The organism is Pseudomonas sp. Fl5BN2 (assembly GCF_009908205.1).
GTDB lineage: Bacteria > Pseudomonadota > Gammaproteobacteria > Pseudomonadales > Pseudomonadaceae > Aquipseudomonas.
Map to the genome: position 1 here is coordinate 35,784 of NZ_JAAARL010000005.1, position 14,598 is coordinate 50,381.

Consider the following 14,598-nt stretch of genomic DNA (forward strand, 5'->3'; position numbering starts at 1 on the left):
CTTGCCTGAAATTAGGAAATCGACTCTATGAACACCCCCATGAACGTCAACGTAGTGCATGAATCCGAAGCCCAACGCCAGCACGCCCGGGTCAAGATCCCGGCCAAGCTGCGCTTCTTCGGGAACGAGGCCAAACCTCTTGAAGTGCGGGTCCACGACCTCTCCGCCGGCGGCCTGAGCTTCAACGCCGGGCAGCAGATGCTGAGCATCGGCGCGGTGCACAAGGGCCGCCTGCAATTCGTCATCGACAACCTTGGACTGGCCATGGACGTCGAGCTGCAAATCCGTTCCTTCGATCGCCAGAACGGTCGCGTTGGTTGCCAGTTCCAGAACCTCGAACCCCAGGACATCTCCACCCTGCGCCACCTGATCACCTCGCACCTGGCCGGCGACATCGTCAGCATGGGCGACGTGCTCGCCACCCTGCAGCGCGACAACTTCACCAAGGCGCGCAAGACCAAGGACAGCGGCAGCGGCATGACCGCGATGGGCCGTCTGCGGGCCGTGACCTTCAGCGCCGGGATCTTCATCGTCGGCCTCGCCGCCTTCGGCTTCGTGCTCAAGTCGGTGTACGGCATGTACTTCGTCAGCCACGCCGAGGCCGGCCTGGTCAGCGTACCGGGGATGAACGTGACCATGCCCCGCGATGGCACCGTACAGAGCCTGGTGCAGACTGATGGCAACGTCGCCAAAGGTGCGCCACTGGCCACCTTCAGCACCAGCATGCTGGACGTGCTCAAGGGCCACCTGGATGAAAACCAGCTGCAACCGGCCAAGGTCGAAGAACTGTTCGGCAAGCAGATGACCGGCACCCTGACCGCCCCCTGCGACTGCACCGTGGCCCAGCAACGGGTGGCCGACGGACAGTACGCCAGCAAGGGCGACGTGATCTTCCAACTGGTGCCGCGCAACAGCCTGGCCAACGTCGAGGCGCGGTTCTCCTACCGCCAGTTCGGCGACGTGCGCCCGGGCACCAAGGTCAACTTCCAGATCGCCGGCGAGGATCAAGTGCGCAGCGGCACCATCGTCAGCAGCACCAGCCTGAACGGCAACGACCTGTCCTCCGACATCCGCGTGCAGATCAAGCCCGACGCGCCCCTGAGCAGCGCCTTCGCCGGCCGCCCGGTGGAAGTCAGCAGCGACCGCGGCCCTTCGATGAACTGGCTGATCGACAAAGCCATGGCCGCCGGTCTCTGAGCGGAGGACATGCCTGTGACTAGCCTTTTGATTGGCGAGTGCTGCGCACTCGATCGCGAGCAAGCTCGCTCCTACCCGAACACCGCCGCCCCCCGTAGGAGCGAGCTTGCTCGCGAAAGCACTCAAGGCCGCCGCCATCTGGCCCTGTGCTCCCTGGCGCTGGCCGTGAGCCTGGCCAGTTGCGCCGGCCTGCCGGACCAGCGCCTGGCCAACCAAGCCCTGAAGCGCGGCGACACCGCCCTGGCCCAGCAGAACTACCGCCAGCTGGCGGACCTGGGCTACAGCGAGGCGCAAGTGGGCCTGGCCGACATCCAGGTGGAAAGCCGCAACCCGGCGCAGATCAAGCAGGCCGAGGCCACCTACCGCGCCGCGGCCGACACCTCACCCCGTGCCCAGGCGCGCCTGGGTCGGCTGCTGGTGGCCAAGCCCGGCTCCACCGAAGCCGAGCAGCACGAAGCTGAGGGCCTGCTGAAAAAAGCCTTTGCCAATGGCGAAGGCAACACCCTGATCCCCCTGGCGATGCTGTACCTGCAATACCCCCACAGCTTCCCCAACGTCGACGCCCAGCGGCAGATCAGCCAATGGCGCGCCGCCGGCTACCCGGAAGCCGGTCTGGCCCAAGTCCTGCTTTACCGCACCCAGGGCACCTACGACCAGCACCTGGACCAGGTGGAAAGCATCTGCAAGGCCGCCCTCAACAGCACCGACATCTGCTACGTCGAACTGGCCACCGTCTACCAGAAACGCGGCCAACCGGAGCAGCAGGCCGAGTTGATCAAGCAGCTGCAGGCCGGCTACAGCCGCGGCGCCGTCAGCGCCCAGCGGGTCGACAGCGTGGCCCGGGTGCTGGGGGATGCCAGCCTCGGCAAGCCCGACGAAAAGACCGCCCAGGCCCTGCTGGAACAGGTCGCCCCCGGCTACCCGGCGTCCTGGGTCAGCCTGGCGCAACTGCTCTACGACTTCCCCGAGCTGGGTGACGTCGACAAGATGATTGAGTACCTGGACAACGGCCGTGCCGCCGACCAGCCACGTGCCGAGCTGCTGCTGGGCAAGCTGTACTACGAAGGCAAGTGGGTCCCGGCCGACGCCAAGGTCGCCGAAGAACACTTCCAGAAAGCCGCGGGCAAGGAAGTGGCCGCCGATTACTACCTGGGGCAGATCTACCGCCGTGGCTACCTGGGCCAGGTCTATCCGCAAAAAGCCCTGGACCACCTGCTGACCGCCGCCCGCAACGGCCAGAACAGCGCCGACTTCGCCATTGCCCAGCTGTTTTCCCAGGGCCGCGGCACCGCGCCCAACCCGGTCAACGCCTACGTCTTCAGCCAGCTGGCCAAGACCCAGGACACGCCCCAGGCCAACGAACTGGCCCAGCAGCTGGATCAACAACTGCCCCCCGGCCAGCGCGCCGAAGCCCAGCGCCTGCTGCAACAGGAGCAGGCGGTACGTGGCGCCCTGACCCAGAACACGCTGCAACTGCACGCCCTGCAGGAAGAAGACGGCGAGGAATCCCTATGAAGCTCACCCCATTCAACACCGCCCCTGTAGCCGCTGCCGCAGGCAAGCGCTTCAGCCTGTCGAAACTGGGCATGGCCCTGGGTGTTGCCATGATCTGGTCCAACCCGACCCTGGCCGCCCTCACCGACACCAAGAACTTCGGCCTGGAAGTGAAGATCACCGGCCAGTCCGAGGACGATCGCGACCTCGGCACCCAGGGCGGTGGCGACGTCAACGGCATCGGCCTCGACCTGCGGCCCTGGGTCTACGGCGAAAGCGGCAACTGGAGCGCCTACGCCATGGGCCAGGCGGTGACCTCCACCGACGTGATCGAAACCGACACCCTGCAACAGTCCAGCGATGACGCCAGCCAGCAATCCAGCAACGACGACCGCAAGACCAAGAAGAACTACCTGGCCATGCGCGAATTCTGGGTCGGCTACAGCGGCTTCACCGCCTACCCCGGCGAACAGTTGAAGTTCGGTCGCCAGCGCCTGCGCAACGATGACGGGCAATGGCGCGACACCAATATCGAAGCCCTCAACTGGACCTTCGACACCACCCTGCTGCGGGCCAACCTGGGGGCCGCCGAGCGCTTCAGCGAATACCGCACCGACCTCAAGAAACTGGCGCCCAAGGACAAGGATCGCCTGCACCTGTACGCCGACGCCGCCTACCAGTGGACGCCCGGCCAGTGGGTGGGTATCCGCGCCCACCACAGCCACGACGACGGCAAGCTCGACTATGCCGAGCCCGGGGTGGCCAGCGACCCGCTGGACAAGAAACAGAACGGCGACCTGACCTGGCTCGGCCTGGAAGCCAACAGCGACGCCTATAGCTTGAAAAACGGAAATACCGTCAACTACTGGGCCAGCCTTACCGGCATGCGCGGCGACCGCGATACGGTCAACCCGCTGAATGCCGACGGCAGCCGCCCGACCCAAGCCAAGCGCGGGGACAACCTCAACGGCTGGGCCACCGACCTGGGCGTGCGCCTGCGCCTGGACCCGAACTGGCAAGTGGGCGCGGCCTATGCCCGGGCCAGCGCCGAGTACGAACAGAACGGCCTGCAAAGCAACCGTTCCAACTACACCGGCACCCGCTCCCGGGTGCACCGCTTCGGCGAAGCCTTCCGGGGCGAAATGAACAACACCCAGACCGCCACCCTGTTCGGCTCCTGGCAACTGCGCGAGGACTACGACGCCAGCCTGGTCTACCACAAGTTCTGGCGCGTGGACGGCAACAAGCCGGTGGGCAGCAACGGCATCAACGCTGTGGACAACAACTACGACGACACCACCGGCGCCCTGCTCAGCAGCACCTCGCTGCCACTCATGGACGGCAAGAAAGACCTCGGCCAGGAGATGGACCTGGTGGTCACCAAGTACTTCAAGCAAGGCCTGTTGCCGGCGGCCCTGAGCCAGTCGATCGATGAACCTTCGGCCCTGGTGCGTTTTCGTGGTGGCGTGTTCAAGCCCGGCGACGCCTACGGCAAAGAGGTCGACTCCTACATGCACCGCGCCTTTATCGACGTGATCTGGCGCTTCTGATGCAAGCCGCCAAAGGAGTGCCCGACATGAATGGCTACCCCCACAACAGCCAGCGCTACAAAGGCTCCCTGAGCCTGCTGGCCGGCGCCCTGCTGCTGGCCGGCAGCAGCGCCTTCGCCAGCGTTGAAGCGGCCAAGGCGCCAATCGTCGCCAAGGAGCTGCAACAGGCCAAGACCTACACCGTCAGCAGTGCCCCCACCGAGCCCCTGGCCCTGGCCAAGCCGACTCTGCCCGACCTCTCCGGCTACACCGCCGAAGCGGCCGCGGCGAAGATCGTGCGCAGCAAGCCGGGCAAGATCAGCGTGCGCCGGATGATGCAGGAAGACGCCCTGAAGGACTTTATCGGCGGCGACAACAAGATGGCCGAATGGGTGGTGCGCCAGCACGGCATTCCCCAGGCGATCTTCATCGACGACGGCTACGTCAACCTCAAGCAACTGGTGGGCAAGCTGCCCAAGCAGTACATCAGCGAAACCGCGCCCGGGGTCTACCTGGCGCGCGTGCCCATCGTCGTCGGCCGCCACGGCATCCTGGAAATCGACCAGCAGACCCAGGAGCTGCGCCTGTCCCAGGAGGGCGGCTCGTTCCTGGTCAACGACGGCCAGCTGTTCGTGCGTGACAGCAAAGTCACCGGCTGGCGCGAAAAGGACAACGGCCCGGCGACCTTCCGCTCGCCCAAGGAATTCCGCCCGTTCCTGCTGGCCTGGGGCGGCACCGAGACCTACATCGTCAACAGTACGATGGCCAGCTTCGGCTACGCCAACTCCAAGTCCTACGGGGTGAGCATTTCCCAGTACACGCCGAACATGGCCAAGGTCCTCAAGCGCCCCGAGCCCACCGGCTGGATCATCGGCTCGACCTTCTCGGACATGTGGTACGGCTTCTACTGCTACGAGACCCGGGACTTCGTGCTCAAGGGCAACACCTACAAGGACAACATCGTCTACGGCATCGACCCCCACGACCGTTCCCACGGCCTGATCATTGCCGACAACAGCGTCCACGGCACCAAGAAGAAGCACGGCATCATCATTTCCCGGGAAGTGAACGACAGCTTCATCTTCAACAATCGCAGCTACGACAACCACCTTTCCGGGCTGGTGATCGACCGTAACAGCGTCAACAACCTGATCGCCTACAACGAGATCTACCGCAACCACACCGACGGCATCACCCTCTACGAGAGTGCCGACAACCTGATCTACGGCAACAAGGTGATCAGCAACCGCCGCCACGGCATCCGCATTCGCAACAGCGTGAACATCCGCCTGTACGAAAACATCGCCATGGCCAACGGCCTGACCGGGGTCTACGGCCACATCAAGGACCTGTCCGACACCGACCGCGACATCAAGCTCGACCCGTTCGACGCCCAGGTCTCGCTGATCGTGGTCGGCGGCGAGCTGGCGGCCAACGGCAGCGGGCCGATGTCCATCGACTCGCCCCTGAGCGTGGAGCTGTACCGGGTCTCCATGCTGGCGCCGACCAAAAGCAGCGGCATCAGCTTCTCCGGAGTCCTCGGCGAGCGCCAGGATGAAATTCTCGACCTGCTGGTGCGCCAGCAGAAAGCCGTGTTGATCGACCCCGTCGAACGCCAGACCGAAATGCGCGATTGAGGATGACTGTCATGCACCCACACTGGATCAAACTCCTGGGCCTGTCGGCCCTGACCGCGGGGATTCTCGCCGCCAGCGCCGGCGCTCGTGCCGACGAAACCAGCGCCGCGCCAAATTTCAAGGCCGAGCCGTGCTGCAACCTGTGCCCGGCCGCCCACGACGCGAAGAATTACGTCACCCGCTACCAGCAGAACTTCACCACCCTGGTGCAAGCCCAGGGCGACTGGCTGTTCCGTACCCAGGAAGATTTGCGCACCGAGTTCAACACCACGCCGGAAGGCTACCGCCGCCTCAAGCAGCTGCACCAAGCCTTCAAGAGCAAGGGCGTGGAGCTGGTGCTGGTCTACCAGCCGACCCGCGGCCTGGTGAACCGCAACAAGCTCAACCCGGCGGAAAAAGCCCGCTTCGACTACGACAAGGCCCTGAGCAACTACAAGGCCATGCTCGGCCGCTTCGCCCAGATGGGCTACGTGGTGCCGGACCTCTCGCCGCTGACCAACGAACAGCTGCCCGAAACCCTGCCGGCCCACGACTTCTACTTCCGCGGCGACCAGCACTGGACGCCTTACGGCGCCCAGCGCACGGCGCAGATCGTCGCCGACAAGGTCAAGCAACTGCCGGCCTTCGCCGACGTGCCACGGCGTGAATTCGAGACCCGCAAATCCGGGCGCATGGGCAAGACCGGCACCCTGCACAACATGGCCGGCCAGCTGTGCGGCACCAGCTACGCCATCCAGTACATGGACCAGTTCACCACCGAGCCCAAGGGCGAAGCCGGCGACGGCGACCTGTTCGGTGATTCCGGCAACCCGCAGATCACCCTGGTGGGCACCAGCCACAGTGGCAAGAACTACAACTTCGCCGGCTTCCTCGAAGAAGCCATCGGTGCCGACATTCTCAACGTCGCCTTCCCCGGCGGCGGCCTGGAAGGCTCGATGCTGCAGTACCTGGGCAGCGATGAATTCCAGAAGACCCCGCCGAAGATCCTGATCTGGGAATTCTCGCCGCTGTACCGCCTGGACCAGGAAACCATCTACCGGCAGATGATGGCCCTGCTGGACAACGGCTGCGAAGGCAAGGACGCGCAGATGACCGGCAGCACCACCCTCAAGCCCGGCAAGAATGAACTGCTGGTCAACAGCAAGAACCTGGACCTGCGCAACAGCGGCCATCAGGTCGACATCCGCTTCGCCGACCCTTCGGTGAAAACCCTGCAAGCCACCCTCTGGTACATGAACGGGCGCCACGAGGACATCAAGATCGAAAAGCCGGAAACGTCCGACACCGATGGGCGCTTCGCCTTCGAACTGCGCACCGACGAAGACTGGGCCGCACAGAACCTGCTGGCGGTCGAAGTCCAGGGCCCGGAAGCGGGCACGGCGGGGCAGAAGATCGAAGCGAAAATTTGCAAACGCAACGTATTCCCGAGCGCCGAGCAACGCACCGCGCAGATCGGGCAATGAGGTTTCCCATGCAAAGCACAGACTTGAAACGCTTGTTGATCCCCAGCCTGCTGGGGCTGGCCATCGTCACCGGCAGCGCCCAGGCCGCCGCGCCGCTGCGTCCGCCCCAGGGCTATTTCGCCCCGGTGGACAAGTTCAAGAGCGGCGACCACAGCGAGGGCTGCGACGCCATGCCGGCGCCCTACACCGGCGCCCTGCAGTTTCGCAGCAAGTACGAAGGCTCGGACAAGGCCCGGGCCACCCTCAATGTGCAGTCCGAACAGGCCTTTCGCGACACCACCGCGGACATCACCAAGATCGAGCGCGGCACCAGCAAGCGGGTCATGCAGTTCATGCGCGACGGCCGCCCGGAACAGCTGGACTGCACCCTCGCCTGGCTCAGCGCCTGGGCCCAGGCCGACGCGCTGATGTCCAGGGACTTCAACCATACCGGCAAGTCCATGCGCAAATGGGCCCTGGGCAGCATGGCCTCGGCCTACCTGCGGCTGAAGTTCTCCGACTCCCACCCCCTGGCCACCCACCAGGAACAGGCGCAGAAGATCGAAGCCTGGTTCAGCAAGATGGCCGACCAGGTGGTCAGCGACTGGGACAACCTGCCCCTGGACCAGACCAACAACCACTCCTACTGGGCCGCCTGGTCGGTAATGGCTACCGCCGTGGCCACCAACCGCCGCAACCTGTTCGACTGGGCAGTGAAGGAATACAAGGTCGGCGCCAACCAGATCGACGCCGACGGTTTCTTGCCCAACGAACTCAAGCGCCAGCAACGGGCCCTGGCCTACCACAACTACGCCCTGCCGCCGCTGGCGATGATCGCCAGCTTCGCCCAGGTCAACGGCGTGGACCTGCGCCAGGAAAACCACGGCGCCCTCAAGCGCCTGGGCGAGCGGGTGCTGGCCGGGGTCAAGGACCCGGACACCTTCCAGCAGAAGAACGGCAAGCAACAGGACATGACCGACCTCAAGGTCGACTCCAAATTCGCCTGGCTGGAACCCTACTGCAGCCTCTACACCTGCGCCCCGGATGTGCTTGCGCGCAAGCACAAGATGCAGCCGTTCAAGACCTTCCGCCTGGGGGGCGACCTGACCAAGGTCTACGACCCGGCCCACGAAAAAGGTTCCTGAGCACCACCCGCAAACGACCCACCGTAGGAGCTGGCTTGCCAGCGAAGAGGCCCTCAATGACGCCTTCGCCGGCAAGCCGGCTCCTACACAGGGCGCGCTACACGCAGTACCGCTTCCCCGTTTTTCACGGGGGGGTTTGGGGGGGCTCCGGCCTCTGACTATTGGTTAAACATGGAGAGATCGGGATGGTTTTTTCATCCAATGTGTTCCTGTTCCTGTTCCTGCCGATCTTTCTCGGCTTGTACTACTTGAGCGGGCAACGCTATCGCAATCTGCTGCTGCTGATCGCCAGCTACCTGTTCTATGCCTGGTGGCGCGTGGACTTCCTGGCGCTGTTCGCCGGGGTCACCCTGTGGAACTACTGGATCGGCCTGAAAGTCGGCGCCGCCGGGGTCAGGACCAAACCCGCCCAGCGCTGGCTGCTGCTGGGGGTGGCGGTGGACCTGTGCATCCTCGGCTACTTCAAGTACGCCAACTTCGGCGTCGACAGCCTCAACGCCATCATGACTTCCATGGGGCTTGAGCCGTTCATCCTGACCCACGTGCTGTTGCCGATCGGCATCTCGTTCTACATCTTCGAGTCCATCAGCTACATCATCGACGTCTACCGCGGCGACACCCCGGCCACCCGCAACATGATCGACTTCGCGGCGTTCGTGGCGATCTTCCCGCACCTGATCGCCGGCCCCGTGCTGCGCTTTCGCGACCTGGCGGACCAGTTCAACAATCGCACCCACACCCTGGACAAGTTCTCCGAAGGCTGCACCCGCTTCATGCAGGGCTTCATCAAAAAAGTGTTCATCGCCGACACCCTGGCGGTGGTCGCCGACCATTGCTTCGCCCTGCACAACCCCACCACCGGGGACGCCTGGCTCGGCGCCCTGGCCTACACCGCGCAGCTGTACTTCGACTTCTCCGGCTACAGCGACATGGCCATCGGCCTGGGCTTGATGATGGGTTTTCGCTTCATGGAAAACTTCAAGCAGCCCTACATCAGCCAGTCCATCACCGAGTTCTGGCGGCGCTGGCACATCAGCCTCTCCACCTGGCTGCGGGACTACCTGTACATCACCCTGGGGGGCAACCGCAAAGGTACCCTGATCACCTACCGCAACCTGTTTCTGACCATGCTCCTGGGCGGCCTGTGGCACGGCGCCAACTTCACCTACATCGTCTGGGGCGCCTGGCACGGCATGTGGCTGGCCATCGAAAAGGCCCTGGGCATCAACACCACGCCGCGCAGCCTGAACCCGGTGCGCTGGGCCCTGACCTTCCTGCTGGTGGTGATGGGCTGGGTGATCTTCCGCGCCGAGAACCTGCACGTGGCCGGACGCATGTACGGCGCCATGTTCAGCTTCGGCGACTGGTCGCTGTCGGAACTCAACCGCGCCAGCCTCACCGGCCTGCAAGTGGCGACCCTGGTCCTGGCCTACGCCACCCTGGCGTTCTTCGGCCTGCGTGACCTGTACCGCAACCCGGCGCCGGTCAAGGCCAAGCCTGAAGCCGACAGCCCGGCCAGCGCCCAGCCCGGCCTGATCAAGGCGGTACCCGGGGACAACCCCGGCAGCATTCACCAACCGGGCTACATCGTCGGCCGCGAGGCCCAGGTGCAGCCGGCCTACTGGACTGCCGACTGGTCGCGCTACGCCATGCGCGCCCTGGTGCTGCTGCTGTTCATTGCCTCGATTCTCAAACTTTCGGCGCAAAGCTTCTCGCCGTTCCTTTACTTCCAGTTCTGAGGGATCTGCCCATGACCCGCTCATTACGTGTGTTCTACATCACGCTGTTCCTGGTGACCCTGCTGGTCCTCGGGCTGTGGTCGGCGCGCAGCTTCTTCGGCTTTAGCACCAACAATGACGCCACCGTGCTCAACGGGCGCTGGGCCAAGGCAGTGGAAACCCACTACGACGACCAGTTCCCGATCAAGCGCCTGGGCACCAACCTCTGGGCCGCCCTGGACTTCAAGCTGTTCAACGAAGGCCGCCCGGGGGTGGTGCTGGGCCGCGACCAGTGGCTGTACAGCGATGAAGAATTCAACCCGGTGGTCAACGAGGAACTCAACCTGCAGGGCAACTACGCCCTGGTGGAAGGCGTGCGCCAGACCTTGAAAGAGCACGGGGTGAAACTGGTGATGGCCATCGTTCCGGCCAAGGTGCGCCTGTACCCGGAGCACATGGATGAGGTGCGCCCGGCGCGCATTCACGCCAACCTCTACCAGGACTTCCACGCCCGGGTCGCCGCCGACAAGATCCTCGCCCCCGACCTGCTGGGGCCCCTGCAACAGGCCAAGCAGCAGGGCCAGCAAGTGTTCCTGCGCACCGACACCCACTGGACCCCGGCGGGCGCCGAAGTCGTCGCCCGGCAACTGGCCCAGACCATCGCCGCCAAGACCCCGCTCAGCGGCCAGCCGCAACGCTTCGTCACCGAAACCCAGGAGACCGTGGAGCACCAGGGCGACCTGCGGCGCTTCCTGCCCCTGGACCCGCTGTTCGAGAACCTGATGCCCGCCGAAGAGCCCCTGCAAAAGCGCGTGACCCGGGCCAGCGACGAACAGCCGGCCGCCGCCGACGCACTGTTCGCCGACCACGAAGTGCCGGTGACCCTGGTCGGCACCAGCTACAGCGCCAACCCCAGCTGGAACTTCGTCGGCGCCCTGAAACAGGCCCTGCACAGCGACGTGCTGAGCTACGCCGAAGACGGCCACGGGCCGATCCTGCCGATGCTCAGCTACCTGAAAAGCGACGATTTCAAGAACAACCCGCCCCAGGTGCTGATCTGGGAATTCCCTGAACGCTATCTGCCGGTGAACAACGAAATCGGCGACGCCGACCCGCAGTGGGTCGCAGAGCTCAAGCAAGCCGGTGCTCAAGCCGGGCCGGGTAGAAGCGTCGCGAGCGAAGGCAAGACAAGGCAAAAACAGGCGAGGACGCGGAGTTTACGAGCTGTAAATGAGCAGTCCGAGCCTGTTTTTAACGCTGGATTGCCGAGCGCAGCAGCTTCTACCCAGCCCGGCCAGCAAAACGTAGCCGCACTCAACAAATCCGAGACGCCCGATCGGGCGCAAAACTGAAAAAGAGGTAACACTCATGACTTTCATCACTACTCCTCGCCGTCTCGCCCAAGCAATCACCCTGGCTGCCGGCATGAGCGTCCTGTCCCTGTCCGCCTTCGCCGGTGGCGACGCAGCGCTGTACGGCCCCACCGCGCCCAAGGGCTCGACCTTCGTGCGCCTGTACAACGCCAGCAACAGCGAAGTCAGCGCTACCGTGGGCAGCACCAGCGTCAACGACGTCGCGCCCCTGGCCAGCAGCGACTTCAGCTTCATGCCTGGCGGCGACTACACCGCCAAGGTGGGCAGCCAGAGCGTGCCGGTGAAACTGGCGGCCGACCACTATTACACCCTGGTCAACAACGCCAGCGGCCAGCCACAGCTGATCGAAGAGCCGCCGTTCAAGAACAAGCAGAAGTCCCTGGTACGGGTGCAGAACCTCAGCGACCAGGCCCTGACCCTGAAGACCGCCGACGGTAAGACCGACGTGGTCAAGTCCGTGGCGGCCAAGGGCCGCGGCGAGCGCGAAATCAACCCGGTGAAGGTCAGCTTCGCCCTGTATGACGGCGAGAAAAAGGTCAGCGACCTCAAGCCCGTGGCCCTGGAGCGCGGCGAAGCGGCGGTGCTCTACGTCACCGGCAACGGCAGCAGCCTGTCGCCGGTCTGGGTCAAGCGCCCCGTGTCGACCCGCTAACGAATTTCCGGATGCACGCCGCACCCGCCTCTCGTAGGAGCTGGCTTGCCAGCGAAGGCGTCCTCAAGCCCGACACAAGGCTCAAGGCCCCTTCGCCGGCAAGCCGGCTCCTACAGGAGGCAGGCAACGCATCCGGGCACGCAACAAAAACAAGAGTGAAACGACAGAACGCAGTAGCTCTAACCCATACGATGTTTGAAGGAGTAACAACATGATTCCGGTGATCTTGTCAGGTGGTAGCGGCTCACGTCTTTGGCCGCTTTCGCGCAAGCAATTCCCCAAGCAGTTCCTCGCCCTGACCGGCGAACACACTTTGTTCCAGCAGACCCTGGAGCGCCTGGTGTTCGAAGGCATGGACACCCCCATCGTGGTCTGCAACAAGGACCACCGCTTTATCGTCAACGAGCAGTTGGCCAACCGTAACCTCGAATCCCAGCGCATCCTCATGGAACCCTTCGGCCGCAACACCGCGCCCGCCGTGGCCCTGACCGCGATGATGCTGGTCAACGAAGGCCGCGACGAGCTGATGCTGGTGCTGCCCGCCGACCACGTCCTCGACGACCAGAAAGCCCTGCAACGGGCCCTGGCCCTGGCCACCGTGGCCGCTGAGCGTGGCGAAATGGTGCTGTTCGGCGTACCGGCGACCAAACCGGAAACCGGCTACGGCTACATCAAGTCCAGCCACGACGCCCTGCTCCCGGAGGGAGTCAGCCGGGTCTCGCACTTCGTTGAAAAGCCCGACGAAAAACGCGCCACCGAGTTCGTCCAGGCCGGCGGCTACTTCTGGAACAGCGGCATGTTCCTGTTCCGCGCCAGCCGCTTCCTCGAAGAGCTGAAGAAACACGATCCGGACATCTACGACACCTGCCTGCTGACCCTGGAACGCAGCCAGCAGGACCCGGACACCGTGACCATCGACGAAGCCACCTTCGCCTGCTGCCCGGACAACTCCATCGACTACGCGGTGATGGAAAAGACCCAACGCGCCTGCGTAGTCCCGCTGACCGCTGGCTGGAGCGACGTGGGCTGCTGGTCGTCGCTGTGGGACGTGCATGAAAAAGACGCCAACGGCAACGTCAGCAAAGGCGACGTGGTGATCCAGGACAGCAAGAACTGCATGATCCACGGCAACGGCAAGCTGGTGTCGGTGATCGGCCTGGAAAACATCGTCGTGGTGGAAACCAAGGACGCCATGATGATTGCCCACAAGGACAAGGTCCAAGGGGTGAAACAGATGGTCAACACCCTCAACGAACAGGGCCGCAGCGAGACCCAGAACCACTGCGAGGTCTACCGCCCGTGGGGTTCCTACGACTCGGTGGACATGGGCGGGCGCTTCCAGGTCAAGCACATCTCGGTCAAGCCGGGGGCCTGCCTATCTTTGCAGATGCACCACCACCGCGCCGAACACTGGATCGTGGTCAGTGGCACCGCCGAAGTCACCTGTGACGAGAACGTGTTCCTGCTCTGCGAGAACCAGTCGACCTACATCCCCATCGCCTCGGTGCACCGCCTGCGCAACCCCGGGAAGATCCCGCTGGAGATCATCGAAGTGCAATCGGGTAGCTATTTGGGTGAAGACGATATCGAGCGGTTTGAGGATATCTACGGGCGTTCTACTCCGGTGGAGCGTGGCGTTTCGGTGAAGACCATAGCTCAGTAACAGCGGCAAGTTTCAAGCAAGAGCAGCCGTAAGCTTCAAGCGGCAAGCTGCAAGTAAAAGCAGGGAGTCGTGCTAGCAAGACCTTTGTGCTCCCCCGTTCCAGGTGCCTGCGTCCCCTATCCGCAGGCGGTTGGACAGGGGGATTTTTTTCAGAAGCAGGGGCAAGTGGCAAGCTTCAAGCAGCAAGCCAGATCAACAGCCATCTGTGGATACAAAAGGTCGTTCAAGGCTACACATATCGGGTTGACCGCCCTCTTCTCGCTCCCTATCCTCGCGCCTGTCACGACTCATTCGTGATCGAGGTTGACGGCTCGGTTGTTTTCTCAGGAACGCAGTTTCCAACACTGTTTCTTTGGAGCCCACCATGGCCGACCGTATCGCGTTAACCAGCAACGAATCCTCCACCCCCACCCTGTTTATCGACACCCGAGCGCCCTTGGACGAACTCCATGCCAGCGCCGCCTACCGCATCCTCGCGGTGACTCAACTGATGGAAAGCATCGTGCACATGGACAGCCGCCACGCCGATGCCACCGACCTGACACAGATCGCTCACGCCAGCGCCATTCTGTTGCGCGATGGTTGTGATCTGCTGGATGTGTTGGGTCGGCGGATTCGTGGTAGTCAGTCCCTGAACTAAAACGCCCCGTGATCGTTCCCTCCTTCAAACGCGGGGGAACGATCTGCAAGCCTATCCCCTCTCCTTCATCTCCAACCCCACCTCATCGATCACTGTCGCGCCCCTCTG

At 63.8% G+C, this 14,598-nt stretch carries 10 protein-coding genes and 1 pseudogene; all 11 read left to right on the forward strand.

Features of this window, described 5'->3' with window-relative positions:
• Positions 1-27: 27 nt before the first annotated feature.
• The gene (locus tag GV819_RS08245) at positions 28-1,197 is read left to right on the forward strand and encodes an alginate biosynthesis protein Alg44 (protein ID WP_161755378.1); all 1,170 of its coding nucleotides are present in this window, start codon (positions 28-30) and stop codon (positions 1,195-1,197) included.
• 9 nt (positions 1,198-1,206) lie between these two features.
• Entirely contained in the window at positions 1,207-2,712 is a 1,506-nt protein-coding gene (gene algK / locus GV819_RS08250) for an alginate biosynthesis TPR repeat lipoprotein AlgK (protein ID WP_161755380.1), read from the forward strand.
• A complete protein-coding gene (locus tag GV819_RS08255) occupies positions 2,709-4,241 on the forward strand; it encodes an alginate export family protein (protein WP_434738424.1) in 1,533 nt (510 codons plus the stop codon). The genes algK and GV819_RS08255 overlap by 4 nt, the downstream gene beginning before the upstream one ends.
• A 26-nt stretch (positions 4,242-4,267) precedes the next feature.
• Complete coding sequence (gene algG / locus GV819_RS08260) at positions 4,268-5,857, forward strand: mannuronan 5-epimerase AlgG (protein ID WP_161755382.1); 1,590 nt, start codon at positions 4,268-4,270, stop codon at positions 5,855-5,857.
• Positions 5,858-5,868: 11 nt separating this feature from the next.
• Positions 5,869-7,320, forward strand: a complete 1,452-nt coding sequence (locus GV819_RS08265) for an alginate O-acetyltransferase (protein WP_161755384.1) — start codon at positions 5,869-5,871, stop codon at positions 7,318-7,320.
• 8 nt (positions 7,321-7,328) lie between these two features.
• On the forward strand, positions 7,329-8,444 hold the full coding sequence (locus GV819_RS08270; protein ID WP_161755386.1) for a mannuronate-specific alginate lyase: 1,116 nt from the start codon (positions 7,329-7,331) through the stop codon (positions 8,442-8,444).
• A 185-nt stretch (positions 8,445-8,629) separates the two neighbouring features.
• Positions 8,630-10,183 (forward strand): MBOAT family O-acyltransferase, encoded by a 1,554-nt coding sequence (locus GV819_RS08275; RefSeq protein WP_161755388.1) that lies wholly within the window; start codon positions 8,630-8,632, stop codon positions 10,181-10,183.
• An 11-nt stretch (positions 10,184-10,194) separates the two neighbouring features.
• Positions 10,195-11,313 (forward strand): annotated as a pseudogene (locus GV819_RS08280) (alginate O-acetyltransferase); the annotation flags it as partial.
• Positions 11,314-11,530: 217 nt separating this feature from the next.
• Complete coding sequence (locus GV819_RS08285; RefSeq protein WP_161755390.1) at positions 11,531-12,187, forward strand: alginate O-acetyltransferase AlgF; 657 nt, start codon at positions 11,531-11,533, stop codon at positions 12,185-12,187.
• Positions 12,188-12,398: 211 nt separating this feature from the next.
• Entirely contained in the window at positions 12,399-13,850 is a 1,452-nt protein-coding gene (locus GV819_RS08290; protein WP_161755392.1) for a mannose-1-phosphate guanylyltransferase/mannose-6-phosphate isomerase, read from the forward strand.
• Positions 13,851-14,214: 364 nt separating this feature from the next.
• Entirely contained in the window at positions 14,215-14,490 is a 276-nt protein-coding gene (locus GV819_RS08295; protein ID WP_161755394.1) for a short-chain dehydrogenase, read from the forward strand.
• The last annotated feature ends 108 nt before the right edge of the window (positions 14,491-14,598 follow it).